This is a genomic window from Thalassolituus sp. UBA6592 (assembly GCF_002433655.1).
Classification (GTDB): Bacteria; Pseudomonadota; Gammaproteobacteria; order Pseudomonadales; family Oceanobacteraceae; genus Venatoribacter.
In genome coordinates this window covers 19,223-38,553 of the sequence record NZ_DJIO01000138.1, presented here as the reverse complement: position 1 = coordinate 38,553, position 19,331 = coordinate 19,223, and the positions used below count along the sequence as shown (strand labels likewise).

Genomic DNA, 19,331 nt, shown 5'->3' with positions numbered 1-19,331 from the left:
CCTTCAGTGATGAATGGTCGGTTACCGGCCAGTTACTCGCACACACCAGCGACGACCGCGACTCCGGTGTCGAATGGCTGTATCTGAGCTACCGTCCCGACAACGCCTGGCTGTTCCGTGCCGGTAAATTACGCATGCCTTTCTTCACCTACAGCGACAGTATTGATGTGGGCTATTCGTACCCATGGATCACTGTACCAGCGCAGGTTTACGGCAATTATCTGTTCTCGACCTTTAACGGCGTCAGCGGCAGTTACAACTTTGCCGGGGATAATTTTGCCGTCAATATCGAAGGCTATTATGGTTATTTTGATGGCGACGTTCTGATTGCCGGCAGTAAGGTAGACGCAGCAGGACGGGTCGACGACCTGCGTGGCGTGGTGCTGAATCTGAACAGCAATAACATCGGTGTGCGCTTGTCGTACCACAGAGGTTATAACGATACCCGCATAGGCCTGCTGGAACCGCTGGCGGATGGTCTGGCTCAGTTTGACTATACTGACAGTGCCCAATCCCTCGACTCCGCAGGTGAAGTTACCTTTATCCAGGCGGCGCTGAGCTACGACACCCTGTCGTCGTTTTATAAAGCGGAATGGGTAAAGACCAAATCTGAGTTTGCCGCAGCACCTTTCCTCAGCGGCTACTACTTTAGCGCAGGCCACACGATGGCCGACTGGACAGTACATGCAACCTACGCTGCCAGTTCTTATGCCAACCCTGAAGTTGAAACAGAATTGCAGCCCATTGTCGATGCTGGCCCGGTCGACCCGGCAACCGATCCACTTGGCGCAGCAAGGTACGGCTTGGCTGCGGGCTACTACCAACTGTTCAATGCCCTGCCCAACGGCAGCATGGATTCTTACACCCTGGGTGTACGCTGGGACTTCACCATCAACCAGGCATTGAAGTTTGATGTCACTTATTTTGAAGAAACATCACCGCGCAGCGGATTCTTCGCCACCCCGTCCACCGGTTTTTATACTGAGGATAACTCCGGCGAGAAGTACAGCGCGACTCTCTATCAACTGGGATGGGAGTGGGTGTTCTGATGAAAAAGTTGTTGATGTATCTGCTGATGCTGACGCCGGCCACACCTGCCATTTCATTCGCCGACGATGGTCTGATGGTTATTGCGAACACCGGTGGAAAGGAAATTACCCTGACACGGGAACAGGTCAGAAACCTGTTTATGGGAGCCTCTCTGGGCTACGATTTCAACCCGGTAGCTCTGCCACCACGCAACCATGTACGGTCACTGTTTAATGCCCAGGTGATTGGTCTTACGGAATCGCGTATTCAGTCCTACTGGTCGCAGATGAAATTTACCGGACGGATGAAACCACCGAAGGAACTTAACAACCCTGAAGCTATTCTGGAGTTTATCAGCCAGAACCGCGGCAGTGTCGGATACGTCCCCGCAGGCGTAGAAATACCCGCCAGCCTGACGGTGGTTTACGCAACCGATATGTAATCAGTTCAGCCAGGATTCAATATCCGTTCTGTGCGGAATGGATCCTGAGTGAACGACCTGCTCATCCAGTACAACCGCCGGGGTACGCATCACGCCGTACCCCATAATGGTTTCGGCATCAGTTACCTTTTCCAGCTCAATCTGCACGCCTTTCTCAGCCGCAATATCGGTGATGGATTCTGCCGTCTTCTGACATTTACTGCAGCCACTGCCTAATACTTTAAAGTTCTTCATAAGATTTCCTTTCAGCCTTTCTTACAGATAGGGAGTAAGTAAATTAAAGATCCACCCCACCAGGGTAAATGCACACAACAGCATGACAAAAATAATCGCCAGCAGTTTTAAGCGCATCACCTGCTTGAGCAGAATAAATTCGGGGAAACTGGCCGCCACAGTGCTCATGCAGAATGCCAGTGTGGTTCCCACCGGGAGCCCTTTGGTAATCAGACTTTCAATCACAGGAATGACGCCAGTAGCATTGGAGTAAAGCGGAATACCAGCCAGTACCGCTGCTGGAACAGACCACCACTGTCCCTGCCCAAGATAGTCGGTAAGCCACTCTTCCGGTACATAACCATGTAACGCAGCCCCCAGCCCAACGCCGATGATGACCCACTTCCAGACACGGCCGAAAATATCTTTGGTTTCTGTTTTAGCAAACTCGTGGCGTTCAGCCATGGTTATTTTTTCCTGCGGCACAGGATTCGCTGACAAGGACTGTGACTGTGCCCGCTGATAGGCTTTTGCCGCAAAGGGCTGCAGCCAGCGTTCAGCTTTCAGCAGATGCAGAATCAACCCGCCGACAATACCAACAGCCATACCCACAACAATGTAGAGCACAGTGAATTTCCAGCCTAACAGGCTGAGCAATAACAGCACTGCTACTTCGTTGATCAGTGGTGATGTCAGCAGAAACGCCATGGTCACACCAACCGGGATACCGGCCGAGGTAAAGCCAAGAAATACCGGAATACTGGAACAGGAGCAGAACGGCGTTACGGCACCGAAGGCGGAGCCCATCAGCAGGCCCGCACCCGGGTGGTGATGGGCGAGGAAATCCCGCACCCGTTCAACATTCAGCGATGCCCGGATCAGAGAAATGGCATAAATCATAAACACCAGCAGAACGAAAATCTTGCTGACGTCTTCAACAAAAAAGTGCAGGGCATCGCCGGTTTTCGATGCGGCAGTTAACCCCATCAGATCATAGACCAGCCAATCCGCCAGCCAGGTAAATATTTGCAGCAACTCAGCCCCCAAATGCATAACCAACAAACTATGGAGTTATTTTACCCTCTATCCTGTGACGGAAATGCTATCTGGATCAACAGTCAGGGCTGCAGCAGTGCCCGTGTTCTGTCGATATCTTTGCACAGGATTTCAGTGCCCAACAGAAACCTCGGCGTAGGCCGATGAAACAGATCCGGGTGAATATGGTAAAGACTGTCGGTTTTCACTGCGCTCAGCCCGGTGTATCCACGCCAGCCGTCGAGCCACTGTGGACGACTCTCACCCATGCCACTGGCAACGATTGCCTGAGGATCTGCTGCCAGTACCGCTTCAATGCTGACCTGAGGTGCCGCTATCGCCAGATCAGCGAAAATATTACGCCCGCCGCACAGCTCAATGGCTTTCGAGATAAAAGTCGAACCATTCTGCGTTAACAGCGGCTGATGCCATACCTGATAAAAAACCGTCACCGGATGCCTGTTGCTGTAACGCTCACGCAGAATCCGGGTTTTGTTGCGGAAGTCAGTCGCGGCAGAAACACCCTCTGCTTCATGGCCTGTTAAAGCGGCTAAATTTTCCAGATTAACCGCGATATCTTCGAACGTCTCCGGACCAGAGGCATAGATATCAAAGCCAAGCTGCTCCAGGCGGGCAAGCTCACGACTGTTATTACCTTCCGGCCAGGCGACGATTAAATCTGGCTGTAACGCCACGATGGCTTCGATATTCAGACCGCTGTAGCCGCCGACTCTGGGGATGCTTTTTGCTTCTGGCGGATAATCCGAATAATCCACCGCACCGACAATCTGTTGACCCGCTCCGACCGCATAAAGCAGTTCCGTGGCATGGGGCATCAACGCCACGATACGTTGCACAGGTTGGGCAAAACGATGCTGCTTTCCACTATCGTCGGTCACCTGAATATCGGCGCGCACAAACGCACTGAAAAATATAAAAACCAATAAAGGCAGAATCTTAACAACCCCGTTGAAAGACTGATTTTCAGCGGTTTTTTTTGAATGATGTTTAAGCAACAAATGAAACTCCGTACCAGGCAAACAGGACAACAACAGCAACACTGAAAAACCAAATAAACAACAACAGCCAGAGGCTCTTTCTTACCAGCCAGATGGCGCCGTGAATATCGGCCATTTGCGCCGGTCGGCCGCAACCCATGGCTGGCTTCTGTTTCCATTGTCCATGGTAACAGGCACGCGCGCTCAGCCGGATATTCAGCGCACCTGCGCCGCTGGTCATTACCACGCCGCCGTTGGGGCTGGAACAGGCCCGCGCCTGTTGTCGCCAGCAGCGCCAGCCTTTCACACAATGACGTCCGGCGACCAAAATAAACAGCAAAGCCGTCAGTCGGGCCGGCCAATAAGCGAGAATATCGTCCAGCCGTGCGGCGCAGGTACCAAAGGTTTTATAACGCTCATTACGATAGCCCCACATGGCATCCAGCGTGTTGACCCATCGATGCAGCAACGCCAGCGGCGCGGCGCCAAGTGCAAACCAGAACAGCGAGACAAACAAAGCATCGGAGCTGTTCTCCAGCAGGCTTTCACAGGCCGCCTGAGCCACCTCGTCATGATCAAGCTCTGTCGTTTCCCGACTGACAATCATTGCCAGCCGCTCGCGGGCTGCAGTAATGGACCCTGCCTCTGCTACGGCACCGACGTGTGCCTGCAGACTCTGCCAGCCGATACACGAATACAGAACCAGAACGTTCAGTACACACCATAACCAGAGTGAACTGGCAGACAGATACATTATCAGCACGACAGGGAGCAGTGGCGACAAAGCCAGCAGCATGGCCAGGCAACCTCTGAGTCTGCGTGAAGACGTGGCTCGGCCAGGCTCAGGATTCAGTCTGCGCTCGAGCCAGGCCGCCCAGCGACCGAAAGCGACCAGTGGATGAAAACGTTTGGGCTCAGCGAAAATGCGGTCCAGCAGTAAAGCCGCCAGCGCCAGCCACGGCAATAACAGACACCATGCCTGCCAGCTCAGTTGTGCCGGAATTAATCCACTCCCGTAGAGCATCATGTTTTACAATACCGCCTGAAACCAGTTGACCTGAAGAAACCAGCCGAGTGTACCAGATGCCTGACGACGATCCGCAATTGCATGCTTTTCTGCAGCCATTTCTGCAGAACCGGGCACAAAAATCTTTGCAGCTAATGGTTCAGGGCACCACATCGGATGCCGGGAAAAGTACGCTGGTTTGTGCTCTGGGCAGAATTCTCGCCGATGCCGGCATCTCTGTGGCACCGTTTAAACCGCAGAATATGGCGCTCAACAGTGCAGTAACAGCGGATGGCGGTGAAATTGGCCGGGCCCAGGCGCTGCAGGCTCAGGCCTGTCGTATCGCCCCAACCACGGATATGAATCCGGTACTTTTAAAACCCACCAGCGACACCGGCAGTCAGATTATTATTCAGGGCAAATCCATCGGTAATCAGCATGCGCTGGATTACAGTGAGTATAAAAAAACTGCCCGCTCAGCTGTGATGGAATCTTATTCCCGCCTGAAAAGCCGTTATCAGGCGGTGGTGATTGAAGGTGCCGGGAGCCCGGCGGAAATCAATCTGCGCGCCAACGATATTGCCAATATGGGCTTTGCCGAAGAAGCCGATTGTCCGGTGATTCTGATTGCCGATATCGACCGTGGTGGCGTCTTTGCTCATATCATAGGCACCCTTGCCTGCCTCAGTGAAAGTGAACAGCAACGCATCACAGGTTTTGTCATCAACCGTTTCCGCGGTGATATCCGGCTGCTGCAGGATGGTCTGGACTGGCTGGAAGAAAAAACCGGTAAACCCGTGCTGGCTGTTTTGCCGTATTTGCAGGGGCTTTACCTGGATGCCGAGGATTCCCTCAGCCTCAATCACGGAAAAGAAAAAACCGCCACACAGTTAAACGTTGTGGTGCCCGTGTATCCGCGCATCAGCAATCACACCGATTTCGATGCGTTGCAGGTTCATCCGCAGGTCAATCTGACCTTTGTGGGCCCGGGGCAAACGCCACCGCCATCTGACCTTATTATTCTGCCTGGCTCAAAAAATACCCGCGCCGATCTGCAATGGTTGAAGGAACAGACATGTGATTGGCCAACTCACATCCGCAAACATCTGCGCTATGGCGGAAAATTGCTGGGCATTTGTGGCGGTCTGCAAATGTTAGGGAAAAATATCCGCGATCCCCAGGGGACAGAAGGCGACAGTGGCAACAGCCATGGGCTGAATCTGCTGAATCTGGATACAGAATTAAAACCAGAAAAAACACTTAAGTTACAGACGGGTTTTCTGCAGTTTCCCGGACAGCAACCGGTTGCCGCACAGGGATACGAAATACACTTAGGTATTAGTACCGACAATAACTTAACAGACGTCGGCTGCGGACTTTTATCGGACGATGGTTCTGTTTTTGCGACTTACTGGCACGGACTTTTTGATACTGCCCCCGCCCTGTCAGCAGTCCTGCAATGGGCCGGTTTGTCTGCTCCTGACAATGTCGACTTTAACGATATACGCGAACAGCAGATTAACCGCCTTGCAGCCTCGGTACGCAGCCGTTTCGATTGGCAAAAGCTGGATAAGGCAATGCAGAAGGTATTTTGAGTACGCAACATTCCGTGCGTAAAAATCATATTGACCCTTTTGCAATTTATATGGCTTAGGAGTAATCTTTGCGGCCTGAAAACTGTCCCTGTTAATAGCAGAAGCAGGGGTTCTTATGCCAACCATAAAAAGTGCGGTATCCCAAACCGCCGGTCTGAGCAAGCAAGGTAATCACGAATGATCAATGCCGATGCGGTTTTCCAGAGTTATGGAAGAAGCTGCGATAAACCCGTATTTTTTGAAGATTTTTATAACACCCTGTTAGGTAAATCACCGGATGTCCGGGCACTATTTGCCAATACCGATATGGCGTCATTACGCGCGCTGGTACGCGGTGGTGTTCTTTGGCTGATTATGCACGCCCGTGGCATGCCGGATACCAAAATCCGCATGCTGGGCGAAAGCCACAGTAAAAAGCGCATGAACATCAATCCGATCTATTACAGCCTGTGGATGGATTCATTGATTGAAACCCTCTACAAGCACGATCCTGAGTTCTCCCGCGAACTGGAAGAATGCTGGCGCGATACCCTGCGCCCTTCTATCGACATTATTTCCAGCATGTATCACAGCTAAGTGCTGCCCCTCTGATTCCGCCAATGGCGTGGTGAACAGCCATGCCATTGGTGGAATGCCCGACTGAACCCACTGACATCACTGTATCCCAATGCTGCCGATAATCGTGTGATATCGATATCAGACGATGTCAGATGCCAGCACGCCAGATTACTGCGCACTTCATTCAGCAGCTGACGAAAAACAATGCTGTCCTCCGCCAGCCGCCGTTGCAAAGTCCGCGGATGTACGTTCAGTAATAGCGCGACATCTTCAATTGAATGCCGCCCACTGCCCAAGAGTTGCATAATAACTGTCTTAACCTGAGCGCGCAGATCATCCGGATATTGTTGACTGAGCCTGTCGATAAAATCAGCCGATACAGACCCGGCATCATTGCGCACAGATACCGGCAGCGTCAGTACCTCTTTCGCAATTAAGAGCTGATCCTGCTCCTCGCCGAAGCGCACATCACACCGGAAAAACCGGCGGTAATCTGCCTCTGCAGCCAAAGGCCGGTGCACAAACTCAACACGCACAGGCTGGATTCTGCACCCGGCAAGAATTTCCATCAGACGCAGACAGTTTCCCAGCGCCAGTTCGTGATATTGCCGCGCATCCTGATCGAAGCAGACATGCTCGTAACGCTGTACCGCGACACAGTGGCCGAAGTCGGTAATACGCCAGCGCTCTCCCTGATTGTGCAGCGTCATATAACGGTTCACCAGAGCGAAGGCGTCACCCAGTGTTTCAGCTTCCAGCAGCAGGCGGCCGAGCACTCCGATCACTTCCAGCCCCTGCACTGCAGCCAGCTGCAGGCCACTCTGCTGCAAGCCAGGCAGACATCCCGCAGCATTTAACAGCGCCACCAGATCAGTAACCGCCATGCGTTCTTCCGGAAAATCCAGATCCCGCTCAGCCATACCACAGGATGTCAGCAGGTCGGCCAGTGAACCGCCATGCGCCCGGATCAGAGAATCAAAGCCACTCAGGGCTCCGCGACGTACCCGGTATTGGGTTGAGGCATATTCCATTGGCATCGTGTCATAAAATGATAAGTTTTTATTGTGTACAGAATTTAACCTGAACAGGTTCGCTGCAACAAGAATAAAGACAACTCAGCAGCAACTATAAAAACAATAACAACCTTTCAGGTGGACCTATGAACTCTGAACCTGTGAACTCTGAACCTGTGAACACTTTCGATCTGATCATCAATGACGGACTTCTGTTTGATGGCAGCCCCGACACCCCGGCCAGAATATGCAGTCTGGCGATCAACAGCGGGCGCGTTGTAAAAATCCAGTCCGAAGCCTTTTTCGCGGACAGCGCAGAGCGTGTTATCGACGCAACAGGCTGCTGGATCACGCCCGGCTTTATCGACAGCCACACCCATTACGATGCGGAACTGATTGTAGCGCCTGCGCTGTCTGAATCTGTGCGCCACGGTGTGACCACGGTTCTGGTCGGCAGCTGCAGCCTGAGTATGGTGTGCAGCGATACTGAAGACGCATCAGACCTGTTCACCCGGGTAGAAACTGTTCCCAGAGAAAAGGTTTTACCGATATTGCAGCAACATAAATGCTGGAACAGCCCGGCCAGCTGGCTGGCCTTTATTCAGAAACAACCGCTTGGTCCAAACCTGATATCCATGCTCGGTCACAGCGATCTGCGCACCTCTGTTATGGGGCTTAAACGGGCAACAGAGCGTACAGAACAGCCAACCCAGGCAGAAATGCAGCGCATGGAAGATATTCTTGAAGAATCCCTGCGACTGGGATTTATCGGTCTTTCGACCATGTGTCTGAAGTGGGATAAAGTCGACGGTGACCGCCAGTGGTCAAAAAGTCTGCCCAGTACTTACGCCCGCTGGAAAGAAGTAAAACGCCTCAACCACCTGCTGCGCCAATACGGCCGGATTCATCAGGGCGCTCCGAATGCTGCAAATCCACTGCAAATTTTTGACTATATCGGCCAGGCCATTCTGCCGTTGGGCAAACCGCTGAAAACCACGCTGATTTCCATGCTGGATTTAAAAGGTAACCCAACCCTGCGCCCCATGGCCGATCTGGTTGGCTGGTTCACTCGAATGCTCGGTGGTGACTTCCGCTGGCAGCTGTTGCCAACTCCCTTTAAGGTTTATGCCGACGGCATTGATGTGGTGCTGTTTGAAGAGTTCGGAGCCGGTGAACTGGCGCTTGATCTGAAAACTCAGGTTGAACGCAACCGCCTTTTTCAGGATGAAAATTATCGCCGCAGCTTCCGTAAATTTTATAAACAGAAACTCTCACCGCGGGTCTGGCAACGGGACTTTGGCGATGCCGTGATTCTCGATTGCCCTGATAAAAACCTCATCGGACTCGATTTTGCCACCATCGCGATTCAGCGGAATATGCACGTGGTTGATCTGTTTCTGGACCTGATGGTGCAATATGGGCGCGAGCTGCGCTGGTACACCGTCATCGGCAATCACCGCGAGAATAAACTGAAAGAAATGGTACAGAAGAAACACACATTAATTACCTTCTCCGACGCCGGCGCCCATATCCGTAATATGGCCTTTTATAATCTGCCGCTGCGCTTTTTAAAACTGGTAAAAGAAAGCAGTGAACAACACGATAACGGCAAGAAAGAACCTGTTATGTCGCTGGAAAAAGCTGTCTGGCGTTTAACCGGTGAGCAGGCTGACTGGTTTGGCATCGATGCCGGTTATATACGCCCTGGCAGCCGGGCCGATATCTGCATTATTAATCCGCAACGCCTGGATCAGGATCTTGAGCTGGAATACTGGGCTGAAATGCAGAATTTTGATGGCTTACAACGTATGGTAAACCGCAACCCAGGCGCAGTACCTTACGTTATTATTAATGGCCGTATCGCTATTGATAACGATCAACCCGTTGCTGCACTGGGGCAGGAAAAAGGCTTTGGCCAGTTTCTGCCTGCCCGCTGACGACTGAGAATCAAAAAATCAGTCAAAAATAGTGAACCAGCCATAAAAAACGGTGCAAAAGCACCGTTTTTTTTAATGCACCACCGGCCTGAATACCAGATTTTTTAACGGATCAGTGAGACTAACAGAGCACTAAAGCTGATAAAGCCGCACCCAATCTGATTTAAAAGTGCAGCAACACGCCAGCACTGACGGAGTTATGCGCATAAATAGACTGAATGGACACATCGTAGCGGCCGGTAATTTCAACTTCCTGCCAGCCAATCGCCTGGCGTTCAAAGCCCAACGACAGCTCAGCCTTTTTATTTAAATCAATCTTAACACCCAGACCTAACTGAAATGAGAAGCCTGACAGATCTTCCCCTTCAATCGACGTATCTTCAAGAATCAATGGATCGGACAAACGGTAGCTGCCAAAGCCAATACTCCAGAACGGATGCACTTTGCTTTTGCCATAAACAAAATCCCAGTCCAGTCTCAGCCCGGTTGCGGTTTCTTCTTCGCTGGTACCTTCAAAGCCGAACGAACGGGATTCAAAGGCCAGCTTAATGCGGTTATTACGCTTAGTCTGATAACCAACAAAGGCACTGAAAGAGCCTGAATCCAGGTCATAGGTAAAGGTCGGATAACCATCGATATCATCCTGCCCTTCACCAGAAAGACTGGTCGACAGATTGGCTCCGGCGATAAATCCGGACTGCTCTTCTGCCTCAGCCGCTTCGGAAATCTGAGTGTTCAGCTGATCGGCTTCGCTGGCGGCTCCGGCGACTGCAGTGTGAGCCGTTAATGCAAATGGAAGGACTGCGAGGGATAACACGAGAGGTCGTAATGAGCGCACTTTTATTTCCTTATGAATGCGTTTTAAAAGTGGCACAAAGGTACTTTTAAGACTCGGACAGCTCAATGGTAAACGACGACAGAGAAGAATTATTCGCAACGAATAAAAATGAAGGCAGCTGTAAAGGCAGCTGTAAAGGCAGCATTAAACGCCGCAGAACAGCCATAAAAAAAGCGCCCGAAGGCGCTTCTTTTTTGGTGTGGAATAATGATTAACCGAAGAAGGAAATCATTACACCGGCAGCCACTGCTGAACCAATCACACCAGCCACGTTAGGGCCCATGGCGTGCATCAGCAGGAAGTTCTGACCATTGGCTTCCAGACCCACTTTGTTGGATACACGGGCAGCCATTGGTACAGCGGATACACCGGCGGAACCAATCAGAGGGTTGATCGGATCTTTGGTCAGCTTGTTCATCAGCTTAGCCATCAGAACACCCGCTGCAGTACCTACACAGAAGGCAATCAGACCCAGAACGATAATCGCCAGAGTGCTGCCATTCAGAAAGGCATCGGAGCTCATTTTGTAACCCACGGACAGACCGAGGAAGATGGTCACGATGTTGATCAGGGCGTTTTGCGACGTATCGCTCAGACGCTCAACCACACCGGATTCCTTCATCAGGTTACCGAAGCAGAACATACCCAGCAGAGGTGCTGCAGACGGCAGCAGCAGAGCCACCAGAATCAGTACCGCAATCGGGAATACAATCTTCTCACCCTTGGTTACTTCACGCAGCTGCACCATGGCAATCTGACGCTCTTTCTCAGTGGTCAGAGCTTTCATGATCGGCGGCTGAATCAGCGGTACCAGAGCCATGTAAGAGTATGCCGCAACCGCAATCGCACCCAGCAGTTCAGGGGCCAGTTTCGATGCAATAAAGATCGAAGTAGGACCGTCCGCACCACCGATGATACCGATAGCAGCAGCCTGTTGCAGAGTGAAGTCCATCAGACCGGCATCCGTCAGCAGCACCGCACCGGCGATAGTACCGAAGATACCGAACTGAGCAGCAGCACCCAGCAGCAGAGTTTTAGGGTTGGCCAGCAGCGGACCAAAATCCGTCATAGCACCAACACCCATGAAGATCAGCAGTGGCGCAACACCACTGGCAATCGTCACGCTGTAGAAGGTGTACAGCATACCGTTTTCGAAGCCTGCGCCGGCACCCAGTGCCAGAGCTTTCTTGTACAGAGTCGCTTCAGCATTGTGGTAGGCATGCAGAACATCGTGAACTGTCGCATCAGCCGCCAGGCTGAACAGATCACGGAACTGCGCCAGCAGCGACGCGTCACCGGTTCGGATGGCCGCTTCTGCGGCGGACCATCCCAGGCCTGCGCCCGGAATGTTCACCATCAGAGTACCAACCGCAATCGGCAGCAGCAGCAGTGGCTCGAAGCCCTTTTTGATTGCCAGAAACAGCATCAGGAAGCCAACCAGCATCATAATGACCTGGCCGGACTCCATGTGATACAGACCGGTATCGTGCCAGAGGTTAATCAGACTTTGCATGATTTACCTCCCCTTAAGCCAGGGTGTACAGAGTGTCGCCGACTTTAACAGCTACACCTTCTTTGGCACTCACGCTGCCGATGGTACCGGCACGTGGAGCACGTACTTCAGTTTCCATCTTCATCGCTTCAAGGATCAGTACTACGTCACCTTCGCCAACCACATCACCCGGCTGCACCAGAACTTTCCAGACGTTACCGGCCAGAGGCGCAGCAATCGGGTCACCGCCACCAACGGCTGCGGCTGGTGCTGCACCGGCATTACCGGAATCGCCACCGAAAGACATTGGCGCACCGTTAACCGGAGCCAGTTCTTTAACATCACCGCCTTCGTCTACTTTCACCACGTACTCGTTACCATCAACGGTTACGGTGAAGGTATCTTCAGCATCACCTTTTGGCGCTGGCTCGAAGGCATCCGGATTGCCACGGTTCTCCAGGAACTTAGGTGCAATCTGCGGGAACATGGCGTAAGTCAGAGCGTCGTCAATCTTGTCAGCAGACAGCTTGATGCCTTTGTCCGCGGCCAGTTTCTCAACGTCAGCAATCACTTTATCCAGTTCGTTTTCGATCAGGTCAGCCGGACGACAGGTGATGGCTTCTGCGCCATCCAGAACACGGGCCTGCAGCTCTGCGTTCATCGGAGCCGGTGCAGCACCGTATTCACCCTTCAGGATGCCCTGAGTTTCTTTAGAGATAGACTTGTAACGCTCGCCGGTCAGTACGTTCAGTACCGCCTGCGTACCAACGATCTGAGAGGTTGGTGTTACCAGCGGGATAAAGCCCAGGTCTTCACGTACGCGTGGGATTTCTTTCAGTACTTCGTCGAACTTGTCAGAAGCACCCTGCTCGCGCAGCTGGTTTTCCATGTTGGTCAGCATACCACCAGGAACCTGTGCAACCAGAATACGGCTGTCGGTGCCTTTCAGAGCGCCTTCAAACTTAGCGTACTTCTTACGTACAGTACGGAAGTAAGCAGCAATTTCTTCCAGCAGGTTCAGATCCAGACCGGTGTCACGCTCGGTACCAGCCAGAGCAGCAACCACAGATTCGGTAGCAGTGTGACCGTAAGTCATGGACATAGAAGAGATCGCAGTATCAACACGGTCGATACCGGCTTCTACGGCTTTCAGAATGGTCATGTCGGACAGACCAGCGGTCGCGTGAGCGTGCAGCTGAACTTCCAGGTCAGTCTGACCTTTAAGACGGGATACCAGTTCGAAAGCGGCATAAGGCGTCAGAACACCGGCCATATCTTTGATGGCGATGGAATCAGCGCCCATGTCTTCAATACGCTTGGCCAGATCAACCCAGGCGTCCAGAGTGTGAACCGGGCTGGTAGTATAAGACAGGGTCGCCTGCGCGTGTTTGCCCTGCTTTTTAACCGCCTGTAAGGCAGTCTGCAGGTTGCGCGGATCGTTCATTGCGTCGAACACACGGAATACGTCAACACCATTGGTGGCAGCACGTTCTACGAACTTCTCGACCACGTCGTCAGCATAGTGACGGTAGCCCAGCAGGTTCTGACCACGCAGCAGCATCTGGTGTTTGGTGTTCGGCATGGCTTTCTTAAATTCGCGGATACGATCCCATGGATCTTCCCCGAGGAAGCGGATGCAGGAGTCAAAAGTCGCTCCACCCCAGCTTTCCAGAGACCAGTAACCTACCTGATCAAGTTTGGCAGCAATTGGCAGCATATCGTCGATACGCATGCGGGTGGCGAGGATGGATTGGTGAGCGTCGCGGAGTACGACGTCAGTAATTCCTAATTTTTTAGAATCGGTCATGGGTGATGGCCTTTTCTTCCATTAACGTTGTTATACGTTTGGGTTAAGGTAAACCGCGGGCTACTTTTGGCGCGCGCGATGTTCTTTTACCGCTGCTGAAAGTACTTTCAGCAATTGCGGGTCTGCTCCCTGAGGGGCTGCAGCACGCACGGGTACCGGCGCTGCTTCCTGAACAGGTGCAATTTTATTTACCAGCTTGGACATGAATCCGGTTACGAATACCAGCATCGTCAGAAAGACGAATACCACACCCATACCGAATACCATCAATTCCAAACCCTGTGCGACGAGACTTGGCTCAGACATGCAGGGGGCTCCTCAATATTATTAAAATCGTTCCCCGGCCGGTTTCTTCAGGGCGCAAAAACCCCTCCCAACCGGGCTGGCAAAGCCGGCACAGATTACTTAAAAGGGTATATAGGCGCAACACAAAGCACGGGCCAACTGGACATAAATCAAACAGTTGTCAGATAAAATCACCCGGGCAATCAGAGACTACGCAGTTATAATATCCGGTGTTGTTCATTATTCACGTTATTTATATAACTCGAATATGAGATAAATCCGGAATATACTCAGCCGTAAATCATTCGCATCCTTAATCTATGTTCACTGGTTCTCTGCCGCTTTACTCCCCTGCACATAAACCCTACATCGCCCTCGCCCCTATGGAAGGACTGATGGACCATAACCTGCGCGATATTCTTACCCGCGTCGGTGGTATTGATCATTGTGTCACTGAGTTTATACGGGTCACGAATCAGGTCTATCCTGCTAAAGTCTTCCGTCGCTATTGTCCGGAGCTGAACCATCAGGGCGATTTGCGCGGTAAAACCCTGGCTGGCACGCCGGTACACGTGCAATTACTGGGCTGCGATCCGGACATGATGGCAGCCAATGCGGTAAAAGCCGTCGAACTGGGTGCGCCTGCTATCGACCTGAACTTTGGCTGTCCGGCGAAAACCGTTAACAACAGCCAGGGCGGAGCGGTTTTACTGCAATTCCCGGATCTGCTGCACAGAATTGCCAGTGCAGTGCGTGCTGCAGTTCCGGCGCATATCCCGGTAAGCGCCAAAATGCGCCTGGGCTTCAAAGATAAAACCCTCGCCCTGACCAATGCCAAAGCGCTGGAAGATGGCGGCATCCAGTGGTTAACCGTGCATGCACGCACCAAAACCGAAGGTTACAAGCCACCGGCTCACTGGGAATGGATCGCCCGTATCAAAGAGATTATGAGCATTCCGGTGCTGGCCAATGGTGAAATCTGGACGCCTGAGCAGGCACGCCAATGTATGGCAGAAAGCCACTGCGATACGCTGATGATTGGCCGCGGACTGGTTGCCGTGCCCGATCTCGGCCTGCGCATTAAAGCCGATCAGGGTGGTCCACAGCACCGGAACCTGAGCTGGTCTGAGCATCTGCAACTGATGCATGATCTGGTGCCGCATTTATCCCACCTGCCAGACAAAGCGCAGACCGACAGGCTGAAGCAATGGCTGCATTATTTTTCCATGCAATCCATGGAAATCCGCGCCGTGTTCGAACAGGTGAAACGGCAACGTGATGTCCCTCTGTTTTTCAGCCAGCTGGAACAGGCAGTGCGTGATGTTGCCGAAAATCCGCCAACAGCTGATGCCTTTGCAGCCTACGAACATAAGGGTTTTTGAGGGGTTTTAAAGAGTTTCTGAGCAGTCTGCTGAAGGCAGGCGCCTGAACTGCAGAAAAAGAAGGAGCAGCGATTGCTGCTCCGGCATAACCTGTTTTCGGCTTAATAGCTTTATGCAGAATTACGCTTTTTTAACGAATTTCGGCGTAATTTTAATAGCACCAATACCCGGGATTTTACAGTCAATATTGTGATCGTCTGAACTTTCCACCAAACGGATATTCTTGATTTTGGTGCCTACTTTGACCACAGAAGATGAGCCTTTCACCTTCAGATCCTTAATCACAGTAACGCTGTCACCGTCTTCCAGAATCGCACCATTGGAATCTTTAACAACCAGTCCGTCTTCCGCCGCTTCGCCATTGATCGGCCACTCATAAGCGCACTCTGGGCACACATAGCTTGGACCATCTTCGTAAGGGTATTCAGAACTGCACTTTGGGCAATCAGGCATGATTCTCTCTCAATATTAATCTTAAGGAATGCCCTTCGGGCATAAAGCGCCACCATTATGCACCAGAATGCGCTCGAATGGGGTTAATTCCTGAAGAAATGTAATGACTTGCCGTATGCCAGCAGCCGCACGCCAAGAACCGGCTGTATTCAGAGCTGTCAGATTTCCTCTCTTTTCGCGGTTTCCGGGCTCAGGTTGTGCGCAAATGGTAAGTTTTGCGCACGCTGATCCTGATACACTGCCCGCTTCTGACACCGGAGGTTGCCATGCCATTTTCTTTATATGTTTTTTCATCTGTCCTGTCATCCGCCCGCTCAATCGCCCTGATACCGGTTTGCGCCCTGCTGCTCAGCGGCTGCGACAACAATGAGGTAGGTGATGTCTCGCTGGGCCTGTTTACCACCAAAGACATCAAACTGGATTTTCTGAACGACCCGATTGTCACCGGTGTTACCTGCCACGTTGCTTCGGTGGAAGCCGATCTCGATCTTTCTGACCCCAGCGACAGCTCGATTTCCTGCCGTCAGACAGGCGAGATCACAGCTGCCATGATCGCCCAGATCGATAAGAGCAAATCCGGTGACGTGGTGTTTAAAAAGTCGAAGAGTATTTTCTTTAAGAATATGAAAGTGCGCCGTATTTACGATGCCGCCAATCAGACACTGATGTACATTTCTTATTCAACCAAAGAGACATCCGGCAGCTATAAACACAGCCTTTCAACCGTACCCTTATGGGGCACGCAGGCATACAACAGTCAGCCGCAGCAGCCATAAAAGCGTTCAAAAAAGCAGTAAGAAAGGCGACGGGAAAAGCGGCAGGAAGAGCGCAATAAAAAACGGAGCAGTTGCTCCGTTTTTTATTCTTTCGCGGGGTCGGTTTTAAACCAGACCGTCAAAATCACTGGCGTCGTGGCGTTCCGCCAGCTGGACATCACCCCAGGTGCGGTTCACCAGTTTGCCGCGTTTAACCGCCGGACGCTCTGCCAGTTCACCTGCCCAGCGCAATACATTTTTGTAGGTATGCGCTTCAATAAACTCATGGGCGTCGTCGTACAGACCACCCTGCGCCAGCACGCCATACCACGGATAAATCGCCATATCGACAATTGAATAATCATCACCGCACATATAGCGGTTATCCGCCAGGTGACGATCCAGTACGTCCAGCTGACGCTTAATTTCCATGGTGAAGCGATTAATCGGGTATTCAAATTTCTCTGGCGCATAGGCATAGAAATGCCCGAAACCGCCACCCAGAATCGGCGCGCTACCCATCTGCCAGAACAGCCAGTTAAAGCATTCTGCTTTGCCGCTGGCCGATTCAGGAATGAAAGCGTTAAATTTTTCCGCCAGATATTTAAGGATCGAGCCGGATTCAAACAGCCGCTGAGATGGTTCCACACTGTGATCCATCATGGCCGGAATTTTCGAGTTAGGATTCACATCAACAAAGCCGGAGCCGAACTGATCACCTTCGATGATATTGATCAGCCAGGCATCGTATTCTGCTTCTTTAATACCGGCTTCCAGCAACTCTTCCAGCAGAATCGTGACCTTTACACCATTCGGTGTGGCCAGTGAATACAGCTGCAGTGGATGCTTGCCGACCGGCAATTCTTTGTCATGGGTTGGTCCCGCGACCGGACGGTTAATACTGGCAAATTTGCCGCCGTTACCCGGTTCCCACTGCCATACCTTTGGTGGTGTATAGGATGAATCAGACATGGTTAAACTCCGTGCGCTGTTTTATTTACCTTCAGTGTACGGACTATGGTGCATTTAACCAGCTACCTGCCGCGTGTTGCGGCAATACACAGTGTTGCAGTGAGGTGGATGGTAAGGCCCTGGAGCAGCAGGCCCTACATACCAGCTGCCCGGAAAGCAGATTCCGGGCGCTGTGAGTAGCGGATCGCTCAGGATAATTTCTGATGAATGCCGCGCAGCAGCTCCTCAGTTTCAACCCAGCCAATGCAGGCGTCGGTGATGGACTGACCGTAAACCAGCTCACCGCTGTCGTTCTGGCGCCCGGCGGTAATGAAGCTTTCCAGCATCAGACCAAGAATGCCGTCGTTTCCGGCCAGCTTCTGATCAACCACTTCCAGAGCAATCGGAATCTGACGCTCGTGCTGTTTGCAGGCATTAGCATGGCTGCAGTCCACCATCACTTTAGCATGACAGCCGCCCTGCTCCAGCTCAGCCAGAGATGCCGCGATGGAGGCTGCATCGTAGTTGGTCAGGCCATGACCGCCGCGCAGCACCAGATGAGTATCCGGATTTCCCGGGGTGTCGAGCATGGCCATCTGACCGTCCACATCCACGCCCAGCGTGTGGTGACTGTGGCGGGCAGAAATCATGGCGTTAATGGCGTTAGACGCTGAACCGTCCGTGCTGTTTTTAATACCCACTGGCATCGGCAGATGGCTGACCATTTCCCGGTGTGTCTGTGACTCTGAGGTGCGGGCGCCAATAGCAGTCCAGCTCACCAGATCATCCAGGTAACGCATCACCAGCGGATTCAGTGCTTCGGTCGCCAGTGGCAGACCGAGATTAGCCAACTTCAGCATAATGGTGCGGGAACGACGGATACCTTCAGCCATATCGCCTTTGCCGTTACGCGCCGGGTCGTAGGCCAGACCTTTCCAGCCAACGCTGGTACGCGGTTTTTCCACGTAGGCACGCATCACAATCAGCAGTTTATCTTTCAGTTGTTCGTTCAGTCCGGCCAGACGGCGACCGTAATCCAGTACCGCTTCTTCATCGTGAATCGAGCACGGGCCGGTAACGATCAGCAGACGCTGGTCGTTGCCTTCCAGCAAGTCACGAATTTGCTGGCGCTGCTGTTCAACCTGTACCGCCAGCTCTTCGCTTAACGGCATATCGGCTTTCAGCTGGCGTGGCGTGCTCAGTGGGCGTACCGCCGGGTCGTTACTGGTTGTTGTTGTCGTATTTTTTTCTGCGTTAGTTTTCATTATTTAATCCTCTTATTCATCTGCAAACGTGTCTGTATTTCTGTACGGCTGGCGAAGCGTGAATCAATACCAATACGAGGCTTCGCCACGGCTAAATCGATTAACCCGTGCGTGCGTTTTCAGACGTTGTGATGCGGCTGCAGACTGAGTATTCATAGTAATGTCCTGACGTTGCAGTTTTTTAAAGCCAATAAAAAACCCCGAGTGGCTGACTGCCAGTCGGGGTTTGATACCGTTGGCAGTCATCTGATTCAGACTGCCCTGGGGAACTAAGCGT

Annotated in this window: 19 protein-coding genes; 7 read left to right on the top strand and 12 right to left on the bottom strand. The window is 52.1% G+C overall.

Annotated elements, in window-relative coordinates:
• Window positions 1–1,049, top strand: a 1,049-nt coding sequence (locus B2Z72_RS13770) for a hypothetical protein (protein WP_297005062.1), incomplete at its 5' end; no start/stop codon positions are given.
• The gene (locus tag B2Z72_RS13765; protein WP_296984266.1) at window positions 1,049–1,471 is read left to right on the top strand and encodes a hypothetical protein; all 423 of its coding nucleotides are present in this window, start codon (window positions 1,049–1,051) and stop codon (window positions 1,469–1,471) included. The genes B2Z72_RS13770 and B2Z72_RS13765, both read left to right, overlap by 1 nt.
• Here the strand turns inward: B2Z72_RS13765 and B2Z72_RS13760 are convergent, their stop codons facing one another.
• The 4 genes from B2Z72_RS13760 to cbiB all read right to left on the bottom strand — a co-directional run bounded on the left by B2Z72_RS13760 (window position 1,472) and on the right by cbiB (window position 4,744).
• A complete protein-coding gene (locus tag B2Z72_RS13760) occupies window positions 1,472–1,705 on the bottom strand; it encodes a thioredoxin family protein (RefSeq protein WP_296984265.1) in 234 nt (77 codons plus the stop codon).
• Between the two features lie 21 nt (window positions 1,706–1,726).
• The gene (locus B2Z72_RS13755) at window positions 1,727–2,719 is read right to left on the bottom strand and encodes a permease (RefSeq protein WP_296984263.1); all 993 of its coding nucleotides are present in this window, start codon (window positions 2,717–2,719) and stop codon (window positions 1,727–1,729) included.
• Between the two features lie 83 nt (window positions 2,720–2,802).
• A complete protein-coding gene (locus B2Z72_RS13750) occupies window positions 2,803–3,738 on the bottom strand; it encodes a cobalamin-binding protein (protein WP_296984262.1) in 936 nt (311 codons plus the stop codon).
• Window positions 3,728–4,744, bottom strand: coding sequence for an adenosylcobinamide-phosphate synthase CbiB (gene cbiB / locus B2Z72_RS13745; protein ID WP_296984261.1), 1,017 nt, complete (start codon window positions 4,742–4,744; stop codon window positions 3,728–3,730). The genes B2Z72_RS13750 and cbiB overlap by 11 nt, the downstream gene beginning before the upstream one ends.
• 134 nt (window positions 4,745–4,878) lie before the next feature.
• On the opposite strand from cbiB, the gene B2Z72_RS13740 reads away from it, so the two are divergent.
• Both B2Z72_RS13740 and B2Z72_RS13735 read left to right on the top strand, forming a co-directional pair.
• Complete coding sequence (locus B2Z72_RS13740) at window positions 4,879–6,318, top strand: cobyric acid synthase (protein WP_296984271.1); 1,440 nt, start codon at window positions 4,879–4,881, stop codon at window positions 6,316–6,318.
• A gap of 177 nt (window positions 6,319–6,495) precedes the next feature.
• A complete protein-coding gene (locus B2Z72_RS13735) occupies window positions 6,496–6,894 on the top strand; it encodes a globin (protein WP_296984259.1) in 399 nt (132 codons plus the stop codon).
• Here the strand turns inward: B2Z72_RS13735 and B2Z72_RS13730 are convergent.
• Window positions 6,891–7,907 carry an AraC family transcriptional regulator gene (locus B2Z72_RS13730; protein WP_296984257.1) on the bottom strand — a complete coding sequence of 339 codons (1,017 nt, stop codon included), beginning with the start codon at window positions 7,905–7,907 and terminating at the stop codon, window positions 6,891–6,893. The genes B2Z72_RS13735 and B2Z72_RS13730 overlap by 4 nt on opposite strands.
• Window positions 7,908–8,035: 128 nt before the next feature.
• On the opposite strand from B2Z72_RS13730, the gene B2Z72_RS13725 reads away from it, so the two are divergent.
• Window positions 8,036–9,826, top strand: a complete 1,791-nt coding sequence (locus B2Z72_RS13725; RefSeq protein WP_296984256.1) for an N-acyl-D-amino-acid deacylase family protein — start codon at window positions 8,036–8,038, stop codon at window positions 9,824–9,826.
• Window positions 9,827–9,989: 163 nt separating this feature from the next.
• Here B2Z72_RS13725 and B2Z72_RS13720 read toward each other — a convergent pair whose 3' ends face one another.
• The 4 genes from B2Z72_RS13720 to B2Z72_RS13705 form a co-directional block, all read right to left on the bottom strand.
• Window positions 9,990–10,664, bottom strand: a complete 675-nt coding sequence (locus tag B2Z72_RS13720; RefSeq protein WP_296984255.1) for an outer membrane beta-barrel protein — start codon at window positions 10,662–10,664, stop codon at window positions 9,990–9,992.
• A 211-nt stretch (window positions 10,665–10,875) separates the two neighbouring features.
• A complete protein-coding gene (locus tag B2Z72_RS13715) occupies window positions 10,876–12,177 on the bottom strand; it encodes a sodium ion-translocating decarboxylase subunit beta (RefSeq protein WP_296984254.1) in 1,302 nt (433 codons plus the stop codon).
• Between the two features lie 13 nt (window positions 12,178–12,190).
• Complete coding sequence (gene oadA / locus B2Z72_RS13710; RefSeq protein ID WP_296984253.1) at window positions 12,191–13,963, bottom strand: sodium-extruding oxaloacetate decarboxylase subunit alpha; 1,773 nt, start codon at window positions 13,961–13,963, stop codon at window positions 12,191–12,193.
• 60 nt (window positions 13,964–14,023) lie between these two features.
• The gene (locus B2Z72_RS13705) at window positions 14,024–14,269 is read right to left on the bottom strand and encodes an OadG family protein (RefSeq protein ID WP_296984251.1); all 246 of its coding nucleotides are present in this window, start codon (window positions 14,267–14,269) and stop codon (window positions 14,024–14,026) included.
• A 299-nt stretch (window positions 14,270–14,568) separates the two neighbouring features.
• Between B2Z72_RS13705 and B2Z72_RS13700 the strand changes: the two genes are divergently transcribed.
• On the top strand, window positions 14,569–15,630 hold the full coding sequence (locus B2Z72_RS13700; protein ID WP_296984250.1) for a tRNA dihydrouridine synthase: 1,062 nt from the start codon (window positions 14,569–14,571) through the stop codon (window positions 15,628–15,630).
• 120 nt (window positions 15,631–15,750) lie between these two features.
• On the opposite strand, the gene B2Z72_RS13695 is transcribed toward B2Z72_RS13700, so the two are convergent.
• Window positions 15,751–16,083: a zinc ribbon domain-containing protein YjdM gene (locus tag B2Z72_RS13695; RefSeq protein ID WP_296984249.1), complete on the bottom strand. Its 333-nt coding sequence runs from the start codon at window positions 16,081–16,083 to the stop codon at window positions 15,751–15,753.
• 266 nt (window positions 16,084–16,349) lie between these two features.
• Here B2Z72_RS13695 and B2Z72_RS13690 point away from each other — a divergent pair, with 266 nt between their 5' ends.
• Window positions 16,350–16,859, top strand: a complete 510-nt coding sequence (locus B2Z72_RS13690) for a CreA family protein (protein ID WP_296984248.1) — start codon at window positions 16,350–16,352, stop codon at window positions 16,857–16,859.
• A gap of 105 nt (window positions 16,860–16,964) precedes the next feature.
• Here B2Z72_RS13690 and yghU read toward each other — a convergent pair whose 3' ends face one another.
• Window positions 16,965–17,810: a glutathione-dependent disulfide-bond oxidoreductase gene (yghU, locus tag B2Z72_RS13685; protein WP_296984246.1), complete on the bottom strand. Its 846-nt coding sequence runs from the start codon at window positions 17,808–17,810 to the stop codon at window positions 16,965–16,967.
• Window positions 17,811–17,998: 188 nt separating this feature from the next.
• A complete protein-coding gene (locus B2Z72_RS13680) occupies window positions 17,999–19,054 on the bottom strand; it encodes a 3-deoxy-7-phosphoheptulonate synthase (RefSeq protein ID WP_296984245.1) in 1,056 nt (351 codons plus the stop codon).
• Window positions 19,055–19,331: the final 277 nt, after the last annotated feature.